19 protein-coding genes and 1 tRNA gene are annotated in these 18,804 nt (G+C 69.8%); 7 read left to right on the top strand and 13 right to left on the bottom strand.

The window, feature by feature from the left end; translation table 11 throughout:
- On the top strand, positions 1 to 225 hold a 225-nt coding region (locus tag BZL64_RS18885; RefSeq protein ID WP_143663207.1), incomplete at its 5' end, for an LPXTG cell wall anchor domain-containing protein.
- A gap of 46 nt (positions 226 to 271) precedes the next feature.
- Here BZL64_RS18885 and BZL64_RS18880 read toward each other — a convergent pair.
- Complete coding sequence (locus tag BZL64_RS18880; protein WP_244205395.1) at positions 272 to 1,873, bottom strand: MFS transporter; 1,602 nt, start codon at positions 1,871 to 1,873, stop codon at positions 272 to 274.
- Between the two features lie 71 nt (positions 1,874 to 1,944).
- A complete protein-coding gene (locus BZL64_RS18875; RefSeq protein ID WP_086770368.1) occupies positions 1,945 to 3,291 on the bottom strand; it encodes a DUF445 domain-containing protein in 1,347 nt (448 codons plus the stop codon).
- A 177-nt stretch (positions 3,292 to 3,468) separates the two neighbouring features.
- Between BZL64_RS18875 and BZL64_RS18870 the strand changes: the two genes are divergently transcribed.
- Positions 3,469 to 4,896 carry an SGNH/GDSL hydrolase family protein gene (locus tag BZL64_RS18870; protein ID WP_086770367.1) on the top strand — a complete coding sequence of 476 codons (1,428 nt, stop codon included), beginning with the start codon at positions 3,469 to 3,471 and terminating at the stop codon, positions 4,894 to 4,896.
- A 57-nt stretch (positions 4,897 to 4,953) separates the two neighbouring features.
- On the opposite strand, the gene BZL64_RS18865 is transcribed toward BZL64_RS18870, so the two are convergent.
- From BZL64_RS18865 to BZL64_RS18850, 4 genes are all read right to left on the bottom strand, one after another.
- Entirely contained in the window at positions 4,954 to 5,646 is a 693-nt protein-coding gene (locus BZL64_RS18865; RefSeq protein ID WP_086770366.1) for a DUF1707 SHOCT-like domain-containing protein, read from the bottom strand.
- A 10-nt stretch (positions 5,647 to 5,656) separates the two neighbouring features.
- On the bottom strand, positions 5,657 to 6,646 hold the full coding sequence (locus tag BZL64_RS18860; protein ID WP_086770365.1) for an ABC transporter ATP-binding protein: 990 nt from the start codon (positions 6,644 to 6,646) through the stop codon (positions 5,657 to 5,659).
- Between the two features lie 70 nt (positions 6,647 to 6,716).
- On the bottom strand, positions 6,717 to 7,550 hold the full coding sequence (locus BZL64_RS18855; RefSeq protein ID WP_244205394.1) for an ABC transporter permease: 834 nt from the start codon (positions 7,548 to 7,550) through the stop codon (positions 6,717 to 6,719).
- Between the two features lie 10 nt (positions 7,551 to 7,560).
- Entirely contained in the window at positions 7,561 to 8,361 is an 801-nt protein-coding gene (locus BZL64_RS18850) for an ABC transporter permease (protein ID WP_086770372.1), read from the bottom strand.
- Positions 8,362 to 8,603: 242 nt separating this feature from the next.
- Between BZL64_RS18850 and BZL64_RS18845 the strand changes: the two genes are divergently transcribed.
- Positions 8,604 to 11,423 (top strand): transglycosylase domain-containing protein, encoded by a 2,820-nt coding sequence (locus BZL64_RS18845; protein ID WP_086770364.1) that lies wholly within the window; start codon positions 8,604 to 8,606, stop codon positions 11,421 to 11,423.
- Positions 11,424 to 11,435: 12 nt separating this feature from the next.
- Here BZL64_RS18845 and sugE read toward each other — a convergent pair whose 3' ends face one another.
- From sugE to BZL64_RS18830, 3 genes are all read right to left on the bottom strand, one after another.
- Entirely contained in the window at positions 11,436 to 11,756 is a 321-nt protein-coding gene (sugE, locus tag BZL64_RS18840; protein WP_086770363.1) for a quaternary ammonium compound efflux SMR transporter SugE, read from the bottom strand.
- Between the two features lie 180 nt (positions 11,757 to 11,936).
- The gene (locus BZL64_RS18835) at positions 11,937 to 12,284 is read right to left on the bottom strand and encodes a GroES family chaperonin (protein ID WP_167396164.1); all 348 of its coding nucleotides are present in this window, start codon (positions 12,282 to 12,284) and stop codon (positions 11,937 to 11,939) included.
- A 53-nt stretch (positions 12,285 to 12,337) separates the two neighbouring features.
- Positions 12,338 to 12,667 carry a DUF3618 domain-containing protein gene (locus BZL64_RS18830; RefSeq protein ID WP_086770361.1) on the bottom strand — a complete coding sequence of 110 codons (330 nt, stop codon included), beginning with the start codon at positions 12,665 to 12,667 and terminating at the stop codon, positions 12,338 to 12,340.
- A gap of 101 nt (positions 12,668 to 12,768) precedes the next feature.
- Between BZL64_RS18830 and bcp the strand changes: the two genes are divergently transcribed.
- On the top strand, positions 12,769 to 13,236 hold the full coding sequence (gene bcp, locus BZL64_RS18825) for a thioredoxin-dependent thiol peroxidase (RefSeq protein WP_086770360.1): 468 nt from the start codon (positions 12,769 to 12,771) through the stop codon (positions 13,234 to 13,236).
- A gap of 184 nt (positions 13,237 to 13,420) precedes the next feature.
- Positions 13,421 to 13,505, top strand: a tRNA-Leu gene (locus BZL64_RS18820).
- A 44-nt stretch (positions 13,506 to 13,549) separates the two neighbouring features.
- Here BZL64_RS18820 and rdgB read toward each other — a convergent pair.
- From rdgB to BZL64_RS18800, 4 genes are all read right to left on the bottom strand, one after another.
- Positions 13,550 to 14,152 carry an RdgB/HAM1 family non-canonical purine NTP pyrophosphatase gene (gene rdgB / locus BZL64_RS18815; RefSeq protein ID WP_086770359.1) on the bottom strand — a complete coding sequence of 201 codons (603 nt, stop codon included), beginning with the start codon at positions 14,150 to 14,152 and terminating at the stop codon, positions 13,550 to 13,552.
- A 53-nt stretch (positions 14,153 to 14,205) separates the two neighbouring features.
- On the bottom strand, positions 14,206 to 14,616 hold the full coding sequence (locus BZL64_RS18810) for a hypothetical protein (protein ID WP_086770358.1): 411 nt from the start codon (positions 14,614 to 14,616) through the stop codon (positions 14,206 to 14,208).
- 134 nt (positions 14,617 to 14,750) lie between these two features.
- The gene (gene rph, locus BZL64_RS18805; RefSeq protein ID WP_086770357.1) at positions 14,751 to 15,488 is read right to left on the bottom strand and encodes a ribonuclease PH; all 738 of its coding nucleotides are present in this window, start codon (positions 15,486 to 15,488) and stop codon (positions 14,751 to 14,753) included.
- A gap of 78 nt (positions 15,489 to 15,566) precedes the next feature.
- Positions 15,567 to 15,911: a PTS sugar transporter subunit IIB gene (locus tag BZL64_RS18800; protein ID WP_268252298.1), complete on the bottom strand. Its 345-nt coding sequence runs from the start codon at positions 15,909 to 15,911 to the stop codon at positions 15,567 to 15,569.
- Between the two features lie 75 nt (positions 15,912 to 15,986).
- Between BZL64_RS18800 and BZL64_RS18795 the strand changes: the two genes are divergently transcribed.
- Entirely contained in the window at positions 15,987 to 17,288 is a 1,302-nt protein-coding gene (locus tag BZL64_RS18795; RefSeq protein ID WP_086770355.1) for a PTS transporter subunit EIIC, read from the top strand.
- A gap of 202 nt (positions 17,289 to 17,490) precedes the next feature.
- Positions 17,491 to 18,744, top strand: coding sequence for a PTS transporter subunit EIIC (locus BZL64_RS18790; protein ID WP_086770354.1), 1,254 nt, complete (start codon positions 17,491 to 17,493; stop codon positions 18,742 to 18,744).
- The last annotated feature ends 60 nt before the right edge of the window (positions 18,745 to 18,804 follow it).

The following is an 18,804-nucleotide window of genomic DNA, read 5'->3' as shown; positions in this document are numbered from 1 at the left end:
GCCGGGGGCCGATCCGCCGCTAACACCCCCGGCGGATCGGCCCCCGGCCCCGGCTCCGCCGGCGGCAACAGCGGTGACCTCGCGTCCACCGGCGCCGGCGACCTCGCCGCCTGGACCGCCGCCACCGGCATCACCGCCCTCGCCGGCGGCCTGCTGCTCCTGCGGCGGCGGGGGAAGACACAGCAGGAACAGCCCCGGACCGGAGGCGGGGCCCACGGCAAGTAGCCCCTGCCTGCCCTGGCCCCCGCTCCCGCCCGCGTGCGTGCGGCGGCTACGCCGTAGCCGTCTTCGGCCCCGGAGGCTGCGGGGGCTGCGGCCCCTTCGGTCCCCCCGGCCTCCCGGACTTCCCGGACTTCGCAGCCGTCGAGGCCGTCGAGGCCGTCGCAGCCCCCGCCCCCACCGCCGTACGGGCCTTGGTGGCCGCCGCTGTCAGGGGCTTCGCGATGTCCTCCAGGGAGCGTCGCTCGGCCCGTACCGCGAGGAACGCGGCGACCAGGCCCGCCGCGCACATCAGGGCCGCGCCGATCTGGAACGCGAGGACCGTGTCGCCGACCTTGCCCGTTCCGGTCAGTTCGGCGAACAGCAGGGGGCCGCTGATGCCGCCCGCGGCGGTGCCGAGGGCGTAGAAGAAGGCGATGGACATGGCGCGGGTCTCCATCGGGAAGATCTCGGAGACCGTGAGGTAGGCGCTGGAGGCGCCCGCGGAGGCGAAGAACAGCACCGCGCACCAGCAGGCCGTCATCGTGGTCGCGCTCAGCGAACCGCGGTCGAACAGCCAGGCCGTGCCGAACAGCAGCAGGCCGGAGAGCAGGTACGTCGAGGAGATCATGATCCGGCGGCCGACCGTGTCGAACAGCTTGCCGAGCAGCAGCGGGCCGCAGAAGTTGCCGAGGGCGATCACGGCGAAGTAGTAGCCGGTGTGGCCGGTCGGCACGTCGAAGAAGGTGGTGAGGATCGCGCCGAAACCGAAGGTGATCGCGTTGTAGAGGAAGGCCTGCCCGATGAAGAGGGAGAAGCCGAGGACGGCGCGGCGGCGGTAGCCGGAGAACACCGTGCGGCCGATCTCGACGAAGGAAACGCTGCGGCGCTGGTGGATGGTGAGTTCTCCCTCGGCCGCAGGCAGCGGGACGCCCTTCTCGGACTCGATGCGCCGCTCGATCGAGGAGACGATCTCCTCCGCCTCCCGGTCCCGGCCGTGGATCATCAGCCAGCGCGGACTCTCCGGGACATGGCGCCGTACGAGGAGGATGACCAGGGCGAGGACGGCGCCGAGCGCGAACGTCAGCCGCCAGCCCACGTTCGCCGCGAAGAGGTCCGTGTTCAGCGCGACGATCGACAGCAGCGAACCGCCGACCGCGCCCAGCCAGAAGCTGCCGTTGATGATCAGGTCGACGCGGCCCCGGTACTCGGCCGGGATCAGTTCGTCGATCGCCGAGTTGATCGCCGCGTACTCGCCGCCGATGCCGAAGCCGGTGAGGAAGCGGAAGAGCAGGAACCACCAGGTGTCGAAGGAGATCGCGGTCAGGGCGGTCGCGCCGAGATAGACCGCCAGCGTGATCATGAACAGTTTTTTACGGCCCCAGCGGTCGGTCAGCCGGCCCCAGAACAGGGCGCCGAGGCAGGCACCCGCCACATACAGCGCGGCGGCGATACCGGTGACCTGCCCGGACGTGATGGGCAGGCCGCTGCCGGGCTCCGACAGCCGCCCGGCGATGTTGCCGACGACCGTGACCTCTAGGCCGTCGAGGATCCACACGGTGCCGAGACCGATGACGATCGTCCAGTGCCAGCGGGACCACGGGAGGCGGTCCAGGCGGGCCGGGATGTCCGTCGTGATGGTCCGGCCGGTCTCGGCCGGTGCGGCGGTGGTCATGGGCGGCTCCCTCCTCATCGAGCGGAAACCGTTGCCGGGTTCCCCGAGGAAGGGCGGCTACGCCCGCAGCCCTACGCCCCCAGCGCCTTCGCCACCGTGTAGATCAACAGGCCCGCCAGCGACCCGACCACCGTGCCGTTGATACGGATGAACTGCAGGTCACGGCCGATGTGCGCCTCGATCTTGCGCGTGGTGTGCTCGGCGTCCCAGCTCGCCACCGTGTCGGTGATCAGCAGGGTGATCTCCTTGCGGTACGTCGACACCACGTGCACCGCCGCGCCCTCCACCCAGCGGTCCACCTTGCCCTGCACCTTCGGCTCGGTGGCCATCCGGGACCCCAGCGACAGCAGCGCCGCCCGCACCCGCATCCGCAGCTCACTGCGCTCGTCCTCGGCCGCCGACACGATCATGGACCGTACGGCCGTCCAGGCGGACGCGATCAGGTCCTGCACCTCGCCGCGGCCCAGCACCTCGCCCTTCAGCCGCTCCACCCGCGCGCGGGTCTCGGTGTCGGACTGGAGGTCGGAGGCGAAGTCCCGCAGGAAACGGTCCAGGGCGCCACGGGCCGGGTGGGACGGCATGTCCCGCATCTCCGCGCAGAACCGCAGCAACTCCTTGTAGACCCGCTCGCCGATCCGCTTGTCGACGAACCGTGGCGTCCAGCCGGGCGCGCCGCCCTCCACCGCGTCCATCACCGAGTCGGCGTGCAGCACCAGCCAGTCGTGCGCCCGCGCCACCACCAGGTCGACGGCCCGCCGGTGACCGCCGTCCGCGACGATCTTCTCCAGCATCTTGCCCATCCCCGGCGCGATCTCCTGGGCGTCCGCCCGCCGTGTGATCGCCTCGCCGACGACCGCCTGCACATCGGAGTCCCGCAGCACGGTCAGCGCCCCCCGCAGCGCCGTCGCCAGCTCCTCCGTCACCCGGTCCGCGTGCTCCGGCTCCGCCAGCCACGCCCCCAGCCGGCTGCCGATACCGACCGCGCGCAGCCGCTGCCGTACGACATCGCGGGACAGGAAGTTCTCGCCGACGAACTCGCCCAGCGAGACGCCCAGCTGGTCCTTCTTGGTCGGGATGATCGCCGTGTGCGGGATGGGCAGGCCCAGCGGATGGCGGAACAGGGCGGTCACGGCGAACCAGTCCGCGAGCGCGCCCACCATGCCCGCCTCGGCCGCCGCCGCCACATAGCCCGCCCAGGGCCCGGCGCCCCGGTGGGAGGCCCACTCGGCGAGGACGTACACCACCGCCACGAAGACCAGCAGCCCGGTCGCGGTGAGCTTCATGCGCCGCACCCCGCGCCCGCGCTCCTCGTCGGCCGCGCTGAAGACGTCCATGGCGCGCCCCACCGTCGCGGCCCCGTCGTCCGTCGGCGCCCCGCCTTCCGTCGTGGCCCTGTCGTCCGTACCCGTACGTTCCATCCGCTCTCCACCCGCTCCCGGTCCCCCGTGCCCCGCACGCGACCATTGTCCCCACCTGTCCGACTACTGGAACGAAACAGGAGTTCCCGGCGTCTGTCAGGTGGGGGAGTTCAACGGTGATCTCCTGAATGTTCTGTCGGAGCCTCGCCGCTCCCTCGTCCGAGGAGACACACCCGCATGACCAGGCATGACGGCGAGGGGTCCGGGAGGTCCGGGGCGCCCCACGCCCGCCGGAGCGGCCACCGCGGCCCCCGTCACCATCTCCCTCACCACCTCCCTCATCACGTCCTCCTCTCCGCGGTCCTCGCCGTGATCGTGGGCCTCTCGGCCGCCATATACATCGGTGTCGACGCCGGGGACGGCGGGCGCCGCGGCCAGGACACCCTCGCCTCCTCCCGCACCGGCCCGCACTCCGCCGCGGCCGCCTCCACCGGTGTGTGGGTCGGCAGCTGGGCCGCCGCCCCCGTCGGCAGCGAACCGCTCACCGAACCCGACGGCACGGCGGGCCGCACGGTGCGCAACGTCGTCCACACCAGCGTCGGAGGGACGAGTGCCCGCATCACCCTGTCCAACCTCTACGGCACCGGAGCGCTGACCGTCACCTCCGTCACCCTCGCCGTCGCGGCGGACGACGACAGCCCCGCCGCCGACCCCGGCACCCTGCGCCGGCTCACCTTCGGCGGGCGCCCCGCGATCAGCATCCCGGCGGGCGAACAGGCCGTGAGCGACACCGTCCCGCTCACCGTCCCCGGCGACACCGACGTCCTGGTCAGCCTCTACACCCCGACCTCCGCAGGCCTGGTCACCTTCCACCACCGCGCCCAGCAGACCAGCTACGTCGCCGACGGCGAGCACACCGCCGACGTCACCGGAACGCCGTACACCGGACAGAGCACCTCCTGGCGCTACCTCACCGCGCTGGACGTCCTCAGCGAGGAGGCCGGCGGCACCGTCGTCGCCTTCGGCGACTCCATCACCGACGGCTCCACCTCCACCCCCGGCGCCAACCGCCGCTGGCCCGACGCCCTCGCCGACCGGCTCCGCGCGGCCCTCTCCGACCGGGACGACGACGCCCCTCGCTACGGCGTCGTCAACGCCGGCATCAGCGGCAACCGCGTCCTCACCGGCGGAGGGGGCCGGCCCGCCGACAACCCCAGCGGGCTGGACCGCTTCGACCGGGACGTCCTCGACCGGCCCCACGTCAAGGTCGTCGTCATCGACCTCGGCGTCAACGACATCCTCCGCAGCCGCGACACCGCCGACCCCGACGCCGTCCTCGACGGCCTGCGCGACCTGGTCCGCCGCGCCCACGCCCACGGCATCAAGGCCGTCGGCACCACCCTGCTCCCCTTCCGCGGCCACCGCGGCTACACCGACGCCCGCGAGGACGTACGGCGCCGGATCAACGCGGAGATCCGCTCCGGGTCGGTCTACGACACCGTCGTGGACGTCGACCGGGCGATGCACGACCCCTACGACCCCCGCCGCCTCAAGTCGGAGTACGACTCCGGCGACCATCTCCACCCCAGCGACAGGGGCTACCGCAAGATGGCCCAACTGATCAAGTGGAGCCAGCTGAAGGGGGCCGAGCGGGCGCAGTTGTGACGCCCGAGCCCGCACAGCCCTGACCGCCCTGACCTGACCTGACCTGCCCAGCCCGGCTCAGTGGCCCAAGTGACGGTGCCTGTCCCGGCCCCGCGGCAACTCCCGATCGCCCCGGTTCCGCCTCCGCTTGCGGTCCACCCCCCCCCCGCCCCAGAACGCGAACCCCGTGATCACCACCCGCGGAGCGCCCGCCGCGGCCGGCACCCCCTGCTCACGGTGGTCGAAGCCGCCCATGATCCCGATCCCCCGCACCACCACCTCGACCCCGGGCGGCACCACGACGTTCATCCCGCCCATGATGGCGACGCAGTTGATCACGACCTCCCCGGCCGCGAAGTCCGCCTCGCGCAGATCGATCTCCCCGCCGCCCCAGAACGCGAAGCCGGTGAACCGCCGGGGCACCGTCCAGCGCCCCTTGCGCTGGAACCCGGACATGACGGCCACGGCCCACGTGGACGACCCCTCGCCGCCCACGATCCGCCCGGCCCACGCCCCGTCCACCTCACCGTCGCCCCGCGCCGCGCTCTTGTGCAGGGACACGGCGGCCGGCGGAGCCACCCCGGCCGCGGGCAGGTCACGGGTGATCGGCGTCAGCTCGCCGTACGTCCGCGCCCGGTACGTCGCGTCCAGCCGCTCCTCGAACTCCGCCATGTCGAGCCGACCCTCTGCCAGGGCGTCCCGCAGGACCTCGGCGACACGCTCACGGTCGGCGTCGGAGGCACGGAGGTCCGGGACTGCGTCGTCGGTCATGCACAGCAGCCTACGAGTTCCTCGCGCCCGGCACTACGGTCTCCCGGTCCGCGTACATGCGGCCGATCACCGCCTCGATGTCCGGCTCCCGCACCGACAGGTCCACCAGCGGATGCTCCGCCGCGATCCGCGCCACCAGCGGGGCCGCCGACTCCGACGCCGGGAAGGCCAGCCACTGACGCGGCCCCTCCACCCGTACGACCCGTGCCGCCGGGCCCACGTCGATGGGCGGGAGTTCCCTCTCCAGGTCCACGACCAGGGTCCGTTCGCTCTCCCCGGCCTCGTGCAGCCCGGCGAGCGGGCCGTCGTACATCATGCGGCCGTGGTCGATGACCATCACACGGGAGCAGAGCCGCTCGATGTCCTGGAGGTCATGGGTGGTGAGCAGGACCGTCGTGCCGCGCTCGGTGTTCAGCTCGCCCAGGAACTCCCGCACCCGGGCCTTGGAGACGACGTCGAGGCCGATCGTCGGCTCGTCGAGGTAGAGGACCTCGGGGTCGTGCAGCAGCGCCGCCGCGATGTCGCCCCGCATCCGCTGGCCGAGCGACAGCTGCCGCACCGGCACCTCCAACAGGCTCTCCAGGTCGAGGAGTTCGACGAGCCGGTCCAGGTTCTCGCGGTAACGGGCGTCCGGGATGCGGTACATGCGGTGGGCGAGCCGGTAGGAGTCGATCAGCGGAAGGTCCCACCACAGCGTCGTCCGCTGCCCGAACACCACCCCGATGCGATGGGCGAGCCTGGTCCGCTCACGGGCGGGGTCGATGCCCGCCACCCGCAGCCGGCCGCCGCTCGGGGTGAGGATGCCCGTCAGCATCTTGATCGTCGTCGACTTCCCAGCGCCGTTCGGCCCGATGTACCCGACGATCTCGCCACGCGCCACGGTGAACGACAGCCCGTCCACCGCCCGCACCTGCCGCCGCTCCCTGCGGAGAAACCCCGTACGCCGACGCACGTCGAAGACCTTCTCGACCCCGTCGAGTTCGATGAACGCGTCCACCACGACTCCCCCGCTTTCCCGTACTCCGCTTGATTCCTGGACTCCCGCAACTCGCCGGACCGCGCTCACTTCGCTAACTTCCCGTACTCCGATACGACCTCAGCCCGGCCCGCCAGGCCAGTCCCGCCAGCGCGCAACAGGCCACCGCCACCAGCGGCGGGGCGTACGCCGTCCACTCCGGCAGGTCCAGCGGATACGGCCGGTCCAGCACATACGCCGCCGGCACCCAGTTGACGAAGGCCAGCGGGAACACGAACGTCACCGCACGCACCAACTCCTTCCCGAACACCGTCGGCGGATACTGGAGCAGCGTCTGACCGCCGTACGTGAACGCGCTCTGCACCTCCGCCGCGTCCTGCGCCACGAACTGGAACGCCGCCCCCGCCACCAGCACCGCACCGAAGATCACCGCGCCGCTCACCAGCGTCACCGGCACCAGCAGCACCTTGGCCACCGTCCAGTCGACGTCCGTCGCCGCCAGCGCGTACGCCAGCACGAGCGCCCCCTGCGTGATCCGGGACACCCGGCGCAACGCGAACCGGTCCGCCGCCACCTGCGCCAGCACCGGCGCCGGCCGCACCAGCAGCGTGTCGAGCGTGCCGTCCCGCACCCGCGAACCCAGCCGGCCCGCCGAACCGATCACCAGGTCCGCGATCCCGAACGAGGTCGCGGACAGGCCGTACAGGAAGGCCACCTCCGGCAGCGAGTAGCCGCCGAGCGCATCGACCCGCGAGAACATCAGCAAGATCGCGACAAAGTCCAGCCCCGTCACCAGCAGGCCGCTCACCAGCGTCATCGCGAAGGACAACCGGTAGGCCATCGTCGAACGGATCCACATCCCGGCGATCAGCCGGTACGCCCGCCACCCCTCCCGCAGCCCGTACCGCGCGCGGCCCTTCTCACCCATCCCGCCGGTCTCACCCACCCTGCACCACCACCCGCCGCGTCGCCGCCACCTGCACCATCCGCCCCAGCACCAGCAGCACCACCGCCCACCCCGCCTGGAAGGCGTACGTCCGCAGCGCCCCGGTCTCCCCCATCAGCAGGTCCGCCGGCATCTGGAGCATCGCCGACCACGGCAACGCCCGCACGATCCCGCCCAACGGCTCCGGAAACGCGTTCAGCGGCAACGCCATACCCGTACAGAACATCCCGGACACCATCAGCAACTGGAGCGCACCCGTCCCGTCCAGCAGCCAGAAACCGCTCAACGCCACCAGGAACCGGATACCGAAACTCACCACCATCGCCAGCAGCAACGCCAGCAGGAACCGCAACCACAGCCACGGATCGGAGGGCAGCGCCGACGGAAAGACCAGCGCCCCGAACGCGAACGGAATCACCCCCCGCCCCAGCAACTGGAAGAACGAACGCCCCAAGTCGGCCGCGAACCACCACAGTTGCAGATCAGCGGGACGGTACAGATCGATCGCCACCGCACCTGTGCGGATCCGCTCCATCAACTCGGCCTCGAAACCGCCTCCTTGGAGCGCGAGAGTCGCGAACAACGCCTGGCCCAGCCACACGTACGTCACCGCCTGGGCCTGGTCGTAGCCACCCAGCTGCGGCCGTTCGTCCCACAACGCCAGATATGTGTAGACGAGGATCAGGCCGAAAACGGTGTTGGTGAACACCCCCGCCGCCGTCGCCGCACGATAGGTCGCGTACCTTCTGAAACTCCCCGCCGCCACGGCCGCGTACAGACGCACCGAACCCACGGCACCAGCCCCCTCCCCCGCGGCGATCCCGCGCCGGTCCCGCCACCGCGGCGAAGCGCAGGAGCCTAACGGGCGGATCCCCTCGCGTGCCACGCCATTTCCGGGCACCTTCCGCACGTGTGGCACAACACGCGCCGATTGCCGGGAACGGAACGCATGGTGCGAGAGTCTTCAACAGGGGGCGCAGAAGGCGTACGAGACGTACGGGAACGTACGAGGCGAAACAGGAGTCCGAGCAACACATGAGCGACGAGCCGCAGCCGCAGCCGAAGCAGCCGACCGAGGGCCGGCCGACCGGCACACCCGAGGCAGCCGGCACACCCGAAGCGGCCGGCACACCCGAGACCGCCGGGACGTCCGAGACGGCCAAGCCCTCCGAGGCCACGAAGGCACCCGCGGCCACCGGGACACCGAAGTCCGCCGGGACACCCGAAGCGGCACGCGAACCCGAGGCGGCCACCGGTCCCACCGGTCCCACCGGAGCCGCCCGTACGCCCGGCTCGGCGCCTGCGCCCGACACCGCCCGCACGCCCGACACGGCCCGTACCACCGAAATGGCCCGAATCCCCGAAGCGCCCCGCACCCCCGAGCCGGCCCACACACCCAAGGCCGCGCACACACCCCGAGCCGCCTACACCTCCCCGGCCGCCGCAGCCGCAGCCTCAGCAGCCGCATCCGCCGAAGCTCCCGGCGTCCCCCAGGCAGCCGGCCCTGCGGCCGGCGCCAAAGCCAAGCGCCCCAAGCGGCCCAAACGCACCGGCTGGCGTCGGATCTTCCCCACCTGGCGCATGGTCCTCGGCACCCTCCTCCTCGGCGCGGCCCTCGTCGTCGGCCTCTTCTTCGTCGGCTACTCCATGGTCAAGATCCCGCCCGCCAACGCCCTCGCCACCAAGCAGAGCAACGTCTACCTCTACGCCGACGGCACCGAGATCGCCCGCGACGGCACCGTCAACCGCGAGAACGTCGACCTCTCCCAGATCTCCAAAGCCGCCCAGCACGCCGTCCTGGCCGCCGAGGACCGCGACTTCTACACCGAGTCCGCCATCGACCCCAAGGCGATGATCCGGGCCGGCTGGAACACCGCCACCGGCAAGGGCAAGCAGTCCGGCTCCACGATCACCCAGCAGTACGTGAAGAACTACTACCTCGCACAGGAACAGACCGTCACCCGCAAGGTGAAGGAGTTCTTCATCTCCATCAAGCTGGACCGCGAGATCTCCAAGGACGACATCCTCGAGGGCTACCTCAACACCAGCTACTTCGGCCGCAACGCCTACGGCATGCAGGCCGCCGCCAAGGCCTACTACGGCGTCGACGCCGCCGAACTCACCCCCGCCCAGGGCGCCTACCTCGCCGCCCTCGTCAACGCGCCCAGTGAGTACGACGTCATCGCCCACCCCGAGAACCGCAAGGCCGCCGAAGCCCGCTGGAACTACGTCCTCGACGGCATGGTCGGCAAGGGCTGGCTCAGCCGGGCCGACCGCACCGGCCTGAAGTTCCCCGCCCCCAAGGAGACCTCCGGCGCCGACACCGGCATGTCCGGCCAGCGCGGCTACCTCGTCACCGCCATCAAGGACTACCTCCGCACCACCAAGATCGCCACCCCCGAGGAACTCGAAGCCGGCGGCTACCGCATCACCACCACCCTGGACAAGAAGAAGCAGGACGCCTTCGTCGACGCCGTCAACGACAAGCTGATGGACAAACTCGACCCGAAGGACCGCAAGGCCGACACCTACGTCCGCGCCGGCGGCGCCGCCGTGGAACCCAAGACCGGCAACGTCCTCGCCCTGTACGGCGGCATCGACTACGTCAAGCAGTACACGAACAACGCCACCCGCCGGGACTTCCAGGTCGGCTCCACCTTCAAGCCCTTCGTCTTCACCTCGGCCGTCGAGAACGAGTCCGAGACCCAGGACGGCCGCCGCATCACCCCCAACACCATCTACGACGGCACCGACCAGCGCCCCGTACAGGGCTGGAGCGGCGGCAGCTACGCCCCCGAGAACGAGGACAACGTCGACTACGGCGACATCAGCGTCCGCAGCGCCACCGACAAGTCCGTGAACGCCGTGTACGCGCAGATGGCCGTCGACGTCGGCCCCGAGAAGGTCGAGCAGACCGCCGTCGACCTCGGCCTGCCCACCGACACGCCCGACCTGGAGCCCTACCCGTCGATCGCCCTCGGCACGGCCACCGCCAGCGTCCTCGACATGGCCGAGGCCTACGCCACACTCGCCAACCACGGCCGGCACGGCACCTACACCATGATCGACAAGGTCACCAAGAACGGCGCCGACGTCTTCGACCTCCCCGAGCGCAAGACCTCCCAGGTCATCAGCCGCGAAGCCGCCGACACCACCACCTCCGTCCTGCGCAGCGTCGTCCAGAACGGCACCGCCACCGCGGCCCTCGCCGCCGGCCGCCCCGCCGCGGGCAAGACCGGCACCGCCGAGGAGGACACCGCCGCCTGGTTCGCCGGCTACACCCCCGACCTCGCCACCGTCGTCGCCGTCATGGGCCAGGACCCGGTCACCGCCGCCCACAAGTCGCTGTACAACGTCATGGGCCTGCCCCGCATCAACGGCGGCGGCGCCCCCACCGAGATCTGGGCCCAGTTCACCAAGAACGCCCTCAAGGACACCCCGCCCACCGACTTCACCCTCCAGATCCAGGAAGGCTCCGAGGAAACCGCGTACCCGTCCGCCGAACCCTCCCGCGGCGAGCCGACCGAGGAGGACGACGAGGACGACACCACCGGCGGCCAGAACAGCCAGTCCCCCGGCACGAACCAGGGCCAGACCGGCGGCGGCACCCCCACCGGCACCACCGGCGGTACGACGACCGGCGGCACCCCCACCACCGGCGGCGGGGACACCGGCGGCACCACCGGAGACACCTCCACCGGCGGCACCCCCACCACGGGCGGCACCACCGACGCGGGCACCACCGGGGACACCTCCGACGGCGGAACCACCGGCGACACCTCCGACGGCGGCGCCATCGGCACACCCGGCGGCACCTTCCCCCAGCTCACGACCCGCAGACCGCTCGACGAGTAACGGTTCCGACCTCTAATGCCCCGAGGTCGCCTTCAGCCCCACCACGGCGACCAGCAGCAGACACACGAAGAAGATCCGGGCGGCGGTCGCCGGCTCCCCCAGCACCACCATGCCGAACACCGCCGCCCCCGCGGCACCGATCCCCACCCACACGCCGTACGCCGTCCCGATCGGCAGCGAACGCGCCGCATACGACAGCAACAGCATGCTCGCGACGATCCCCGCACCGGTGAAAAGGCTGGGCACCAGACGCGTGAACCCGTCGGTGTACTTCATCCCGATCGACCAGCCCACCTCGAGCAGACCGGCGACGATCAACAGAACCCAGGCCATGACAGCACCTCCGAGACACGAACGCTCAACAGAACGGTGCGTCGTCTTTGCCTACGTACATCCCGGTACGGCGCGTCTCGTCGGGCTCCCTCCAAGCTAGCAAAAAGAAGAGAAAAAGGGCTGGTGACCATGGTCACCAGCCCTTTTCAGCCTACGAATCAAAGGCGCATCAGAGGCGAATCAGAGGTACAGCCCCGTCGAGTCCTCGGACCCCTCGAACCGGTCCGCGGCCACCGCGTGCAGATCACGCTCACGCATCAGCACATACGCGGTCCCCCGCACCTCCACCTCGGCCCGGTCCTCCGGGTCGTACAGCACCCGGTCGCCCGGCTCCACGGTCCGCACGTTCTGACCCACCGCAACGACGTCCGCCCACGCCAGCCGACGGCCCACGGCCGCCGTCGCCGGGATCAGGATCCCGCCACCGGAACGCCGCTCACCCTCACTCGCGTCCTGACGCACCAGGACCCGGTCGTGCAGCATCCGGATGGGCAGCTTGTCGTCGTCACCACTGTGCTCGCTTCTCATACCGCTCACACCGACGAACCTACCTGCCTCCGCCCGGCCGGAACGCCTCCGGGTCAGCCCTTGCGTCGCCGCGTACTGAACGCCAGCAGCCCCACGACCCCGACCACCACCAGGGCCACCGGCACCACCCGCTCCAGACGAGGCGCGCCCTCCTCGTCCACGAACTGCGCCCTCACATCGCTCACGACCCGGTTGACCTGCACATAGGCCCTCCCGATCGTGTGATCGACATTGGCCGCGACCTTCGCCTTGGCATCGCCGACGATCGTCTTGGGATGCACCCGCACCCCGATCTCGTCCAGCGTCTCAGCCAGCGTCTCTCGGCGGCGCCTGATGTCCGCCTCGATCTGCGCCGGGGTTCTGGTGTCCGACGTGTCCGCCACGGTGGGGCCTCCGAAGTGAGCCGACGTTTCCTACATGTTCTGGACAGTCTGTCAGTTCCCCACCCGCCCGCACCGTCAGGACCCCCCGTTACGCTGGACCGATGAGCGAGCGACTCCAGCCCGGCGACGTGGCCCCCGCCTTCACCCTCCCCGACGCCGACGGCCACGAGGTGTCCCTGTCGGACCACAAGGGCCGCAAGGTCATCGTCTACTTCTACCCGGCCGCCCTGACCCCCGGCTGCACGAAGCAGGCCTGCGACTTCACCGACAACCTCGACCTCCTCGCCGGCGCCGGGTACGACGTCATCGGCATCTCCCCCGACACCCCCGAGAAGCTCGGCAAGTTCCGCGAGAAGGAATCCCTCAAGGTCACCCTCCTCGCCGACCCCGAGAAGACGGTCACCGAGGCCTACGCCGCCTACGGCGAGAAGAAGAACTACGGCAAGACCTACATGGGCGTCATCCGCTCCACGATCATCGTCGACGAGCAGGGCAAGGTCGAACACGCCCTCTACAACGTCCGAGCCACCGGCCACGTAGCCAAGATCATCAAGGACCTGGGCATCTGAGACCCCCTCCCTTCCCCGCCAGGCCCGCGTCGACCTCGGTCGCCGCGGGCCGTTGCACATGTGCTCCAACTACCACTCCCCGACGGAGACGTGGCGCCACGAGGACGGCAGAGACGCACTCGCCGGGTGACCCGGCACCCCCGTACACTGAGTGCCGCCGGTCGAGGTTGATGACCGTTTTTGAGCGGCCGTGATGGAATTTGGCAGTCATGCTGGGTTTAGGTCCCAGTGGGTTAACACCCGTGTGGGTTCGAGTCCCACCGGCCGCACACGACAGAGGGGCCGCCCGTCCGGGCGGCCCCTCTCCCGCGTCTCAGCCCAACAGCTCCCGAATCACCGGCACCAGTCCCCGGAACGCCTTCCCCCGGTGGCTGATCGCGTTCTTCTCCGCCGCCGTCAGTTCCGCGCAGGTGCGGGTCCCGCCTTCCGGCTGGAGGATCGGGTCGTAGCCGAAGCCGTTCGTGCCGGTCGGGGCGTGGCGGAGGGTGCCTCTCAGCTGACCCTCTACGACCCGCTCCGTGCCGTCCGGCAGGGCGAGCGCTGCCGCGCAGGCGAAGTGGGCGCCCCGGTGTTCGTCGGCGATGTCGGCGAGCTGGGCCAGGAGTAGTTCCAGGTTGGCCTTGTCGTCGCCGTGGCGTCCTGACCAGCGGGCCGAGAAGATGCCGGGGGCGCCGTTCAGGACGTCGACGCAGAGGCCGGAGTCGTCGGCGATGGCGGGGTGGCCGGTGGCCTGGGCCAGGGCGTGGGCTTTGAGGAGGGCGTTCTCGGCGAAGGTGACGCCGGTTTCTTTGACGTCGGGGATGTCGGGGTAGGCGTCCGCGCCGACGAGGTCGTGGGGCAGGCCTGCGTCGGCGAGGATCGACCTGAGTTCGGTGATCTTTCCGGCGTTGCGGGTGGCGAGGATCAGGCGGGTCATGGGCCCAGTATCCCGAGTCGTGCCCCGACTCCCGCGCGCGGTTCTGCGGGGTGCTAGGGGGTGCAGACCTTGGTCAGTTCGCCGGCGGCGTCGGTGACGGGGCTGAGGTCGGGGGTGTTGTCGCCGTTGTCGACGGCGGTGCGGACGTTGGTGACGGCTTCGCGGAGGTCGTCGACCGCCTTGTTGACGTCGGTGTTGTCCGTCTTCTCACCTATTTTGTCGAGGTTCTTCTCGATGGAGGTGAGGGATTCCTGGGTCTGCGTCGGGTCGTTGGCGGCGTTCTCGACGGCCTGCTGGAGGTCGGTGACGCTGTCGGCGATGGCGTCGGCGGTCTGGACGCAGTCGAGTGCCTTGTTCACGGCGTCGCAGCCGGTGGTGGTGAGTCCCACGGTGAGTGCGACGGCCGCCGTGGCGGCGGCGATGGTGATACGGCGGCCTCGGTGACGGCTCGCGACCTTGGACATGACGGTGTTCCTCCCCTAGTGCAGGCCCCGGGAGGCCCCCGTTGTGTGCGGCCGTGCGCGGGCCGTGGTACTGCGCAAGACGCCGGGGCGGACGGCGAGGTTGCCCGCGCGTCCGGCCCTGTTTGGCGTTCTCTTTACTTTTGCAGGACGGTATCAAGGGCGGCGCGCTGGAGCACGGTCAATTCCGTGCAGCCGGAAACGGCAAGGTCCAGCAGGGAGTTGAGTTCCTCGCGGGCGAACGGCTCGGCCTCGGCGGTGCCCTGGACCTCGACGAAGCGGCCGTCGCCGGTGCAGACGACGTTCATGTCGGTCTCGGCGCGGACGTCTTCCTCGTAGCAGAGGTCGAGGAGGGGGATGCCGCCGACGATGCCGACGGAGACGGCGGAGACGGTGCCGGTGAGTGGCTGGCGGCCAGCCTTGATCAGTTTGCGGCCCTGGGCCCAGGTGATGGCGTCGGCGAGGGCGACGTAGGCGCCGGTGATGGCGGCGGTGCGGGTGCCGCCGTCGGCCTGGAGGACGTCGCAGTCGAGGACGATGGTGTTCTCGCCGAGGGCCTTGTAGTCGATGACGGCGCGCAGGGAGCGGCCGATGAGGCGGGAGATCTCGTGGGTGCGGCCGCCGATCTTGCCGCGGACGGACTCGCGGTCGCCGCGGGTGTTGGTGGCGCGGGGGAGCATGGAGTATTCGGCGGTGACCCAGCCTTCGCCGCTGCCCTTGCGCCAGCGGGGGACGCCTTCGGTGACGGAGGCGGTGCAGAAGACTTTGGTGTCGCCGAAGGAGACGAGGACGGAGCCTTCGGCGTGCTTGCTCCAGCCGCGTTCGATGGTGACGGGGCGGAGCTGTTCGGGGGTGCGGCCGTCGATGCGAGACATGGTGTCGAGCCTAGCGGCAGGCGCGGAAGGGGCCCCTGCCGCGGGTGCGGTGGGGCCCTTTCGAGTGAGCGGTGGGGCTCACATCATGTCTTCGATCTCCCCGGCGATGGGGTCGGCGTCGGTGCCGATGACGACCTGGATAGCGGTGCCCATCTTGACGACGCCGTGGGCGCCGGCGGCCTTCAGGGCGGCCTCGTCGACCTTGCCGGCGTCGATGACCTCGGTGCGAAGGCGGGTGATGCAGCCTTCGACTTCTTCGATGTTGTCGATGCCGCCGAGCCCGGCGACGATCTTCTCAGCCTTGGTGGCCATGTCCTTCTCCCTGAGGTCCCTGAGTTCCGACGTGGTGGGCTGCTGTCGACGGCGACCGCTTTGTCGTAGTAACCCACAGTTGGCCCATCTTTGCGAGCGATCGTGCCGGATGTATCGAAGGATGACGTCACAGCACCGAAATCGTCCGTAGCTGGTCTACACCACCTGACAGGCGGTCGCCAAACCATGAGTGCCGAGAGCGCTGACACCACGGTCGGGCCTGCGCGGGCCCGTTGGAACGGTCTGTTCCAGGGTTTGCAGAAGATGGGGCGCAGTCTTCAGCTGCCGATCGCCGTGCTGCCTGCGGCGGGGATCCTCAACAGGCTCGGTCAGCCTGACGTGTTCGGGGCCGACGGGCTGGGGTGGACGGACGTCTCGAAGGTGATGATGGGCGCGGGCGGCGCCCTGCTGGACGGTCAGCTGGGGCTGCCGTTGCTGTTCTGCGTCGGTGTGGCCATCGGTATGGCGAAGAAGTCGGACGGCTCGACGGCGCTGGCCGCGGTGGCGGGCTTCCTCGTCTACTACAACGTGCTGCGGCAGTTCCCGGAGGACTGCGGCGAGGGGTTGAAGGCGGTGCCGGGCATCGGCTGCCAGGGCACCGAGGACGGCACGGTGGTGGCGTTCACGTACCAGAATCCGGGTGTCTTCGGCGGGATCGTGATCGGTCTGCTGGCCGCGTATTTCTGGCAGCGTTTCCACCGTACGAAGCTGGTGGACTGGCTGGGCTTCTTCAACGGCCGTCGGCTGGTGCCGATCATCATGGCGTTCGTGGCCATCGCGTTCGCGGCGTTGTGCCTGTGGGTCTGGCCGCCGATCGGTGACGCGCTGGAGAACTTCAGCGACTGGCTGGACGGTCTGGACGCGTGGGGTGCCGGCATCTTCGGTATTGCGAACCGGGCGCTGCTGGTGATCGGTCTGCACCAGTTCCTGAACGTGCCCATCTGGTTCCAGTTCGGTTCGTACACCAAGCCGGACGGGACGGTCGTGCACGGTGACATCAACATGTTCCTGGCGGGTGATCCGGACGCGGGTCAGTTCACGTCGGGGTTCTTCCCGATCATGATGTTCGCGTTGCCCGCGGCGGCGCTGGCGATCACGCACTGCGCACGGCCGGGCCGCCGCAAGGAGGTCGGCGGGCTGATGCTGTCGGTGGCGCTGACGTCGTTCGTGACGGGCATCACCGAGCCGATCGAGTACTCGTTCCTGTTCGTGGCGCCGGTGCTGTACGCGATCCACGCGGTGCTGACGGGTGTGTCGATGGCGGTGACGTGGGGGCTGGGGGTGCACGACGGTTTCAGCTTCTCGGCGGGTCTCATCGACTACGTCATCAACTGGAATCTGGCGACGAAGCCGTGGGCGATCATTCCGATCGGCCTGTGCTTCGCCCTCGTGTACTACGTGATCTTCCGCTTCGCGATCACGCGGTTCGATCTGAAAACGCCGGGACGGGAGCCGGAGGAGGAGCACGAGGACATCACGAAGCCCTGAAAGGCCTTACCGGGCAAGGGGTTTGGGCCTTCGGACCAGTGGTCCGGGGGCCCTTCGTCATGCTCGGCGGGGATCGCTCGGGCGGGTGCGCTGCGTAGTGTTCCGGTTGCAGTTTTGACGGGTTCCTTATATCGCCTTCATCGTGCTAGAAACAGGTCTACACCACTGAGTGGTGTAGACCACCACCCGATGGAGGAAGTGTATGAGCACCGCCACCTCGCCAACGGCGGCCCCCACGAAGAAGTGGGGATCAGGCCTGTTCCAGGGCCTTCAGAAGGTCGGCCGCAGCCTGCAGCTGCCGATCGCCGTGCTGCCGGCGGCAGGCATTCTGCTGCGGCTCGGTCAGCCCGACGTCTTCGGTAAGGACGGCCTGGGCTGGGGCAAGGTCGCGGACGTGTTCGCCACCGCCGGTGACGCCGTCTTCGCCAACCTGCCGCTACTGTTCTGCGTCGGTATCGCCATCGGTTTCGCCAAGAAGGCCGACGGCTCCACCGCGCTCGCCGCGCTCGTGGGCTTCCTCGTCTACAAGAACGTCCTGACCGCGTTCCCGATCAGCGACGCGAAGGTCACCGAGGGCGCGGACGTAGCCGCCACCTACAACGACCCCAAGGTCTTCGGCGGCATCATCATGGGCCTGATAGCCGCGGTCACCTGGCAGCGCTTCCACCGCACCAAACTCCCCGACTGGCTGGGCTTCTTCAACGGCCGCCGGCTGGTACCGATCCTGATGGCCTTCATCGGCACCGCCGTGGGCGTCGTCTTCGGCCTGGTGTGGGAGCCCATCGGTGATGTCATCACCAACTTCGGCGAGTGGATGACCGGCCTCGGCGCGGTCGGCGCGGGCATATTCGGCGCGATCAACCGCGCGCTGCTCCCGGTGGGCATGCACCAGTTCGTCAACACGGTGGCCTGGCAGGAGATCGGCACCTTCAAGGACGCGTCGGGTGCTGTCTGGCACGGTGACCTGCCGCGCTTCTTCCACGGTGACCCCACCGCGGGCCAGTTCATGACCGGCTTCTTCCCGATCATGATGTTCGCGCTGCCCGCCGCTGCCCTCGCCATCACGCACACCGCGCGTCCGGAGCGTCGCAAGGCGGTCGGCGGCATGATGGTCTCGCTCGCGCTCACCTCGTTCGTCACCGGTATCACCGAGCCGATCGAGTTCGCGTTCATGTTCATCGCGCCGCTGCTGTACGTGATCCACGCGGTACTGACGGCCGTCTCGATGGCCGTCACCTGGGGTCTTGGTGTCCACCACGGGTTCAGCTTCTCGGCCGGTGCGATCGACTACTTCCTCAACTGGAACCTGGCGACCAAGCCATGGCTGATCATCCCGATCGGCCTGGTGTTCGCGGCGATCTACTACGTGGTCTTCCGCTTCGCCATCGTGCGGTTCAACCTCACCACCCCCGGCCGCGAGCCCGAGGAGGAGGTCGAGGACCTCACGAAGGCGTGAGCCTCGGCTGACGGACGTACACAGCAGGCGCATGCGAAGGCCCCCGGAGCCCTGAACCGC

Source organism: Streptomyces bobili, from assembly GCF_002154575.1.
Classification (GTDB): Bacteria; Actinomycetota; Actinomycetes; order Streptomycetales; family Streptomycetaceae; genus Streptomyces; species Streptomyces bobili.
The sequence above is the reverse complement of the archived record's forward strand: the minus strand, read 5'-3'. Positions and strand labels throughout refer to the sequence as shown.

Bases quoted from the DNA above. Each gene is read 5' to 3' on its own strand.
- BZL64_RS18880 (WP_244205395.1), bottom strand. From the start codon at position 1,873: ATGACCACCGCCGCACCGGCCGAGACCGGCCGGACCATCACGACGGAC.
- BZL64_RS18875 (WP_086770368.1), bottom strand. From the start codon at position 3,291: ATGGAACGTACGGGTACGGACGACAGGGCCACGACGGAAGGCGGGGCG.
- BZL64_RS18870 (WP_086770367.1), top strand. From the start codon at position 3,469: ATGACCAGGCATGACGGCGAGGGGTCCGGGAGGTCCGGGGCGCCCCAC.
- BZL64_RS18865 (WP_086770366.1), bottom strand. From the start codon at position 5,646: ATGACCGACGACGCAGTCCCGGACCTCCGTGCCTCCGACGCCGACCGT.
- BZL64_RS18855 (WP_244205394.1), bottom strand. From the start codon at position 7,550: ATGGGTGAGAAGGGCCGCGCGCGGTACGGGCTGCGGGAGGGGTGGCGG.
- BZL64_RS18845 (WP_086770364.1), top strand. From the start codon at position 8,604: ATGAGCGACGAGCCGCAGCCGCAGCCGAAGCAGCCGACCGAGGGCCGG.
- sugE (WP_086770363.1), bottom strand. From the start codon at position 11,756: ATGGCCTGGGTTCTGTTGATCGTCGCCGGTCTGCTCGAGGTGGGCTGG.
- BZL64_RS18835 (WP_167396164.1), bottom strand. From the start codon at position 12,284: ATGAGAAGCGAGCACAGTGGTGACGACGACAAGCTGCCCATCCGGATG.
- bcp (WP_086770360.1), top strand. From the start codon at position 12,769: ATGAGCGAGCGACTCCAGCCCGGCGACGTGGCCCCCGCCTTCACCCTC.
- rdgB (WP_086770359.1), bottom strand. From the start codon at position 14,152: ATGACCCGCCTGATCCTCGCCACCCGCAACGCCGGAAAGATCACCGAA.
- BZL64_RS18810 (WP_086770358.1), bottom strand. From the start codon at position 14,616: ATGTCCAAGGTCGCGAGCCGTCACCGAGGCCGCCGTATCACCATCGCC.
- rph (WP_086770357.1), bottom strand. From the start codon at position 15,488: ATGTCTCGCATCGACGGCCGCACCCCCGAACAGCTCCGCCCCGTCACC.
- BZL64_RS18795 (WP_086770355.1), top strand. From the start codon at position 15,987: ATGAGTGCCGAGAGCGCTGACACCACGGTCGGGCCTGCGCGGGCCCGT.
- BZL64_RS18790 (WP_086770354.1), top strand. From the start codon at position 17,491: ATGAGCACCGCCACCTCGCCAACGGCGGCCCCCACGAAGAAGTGGGGA.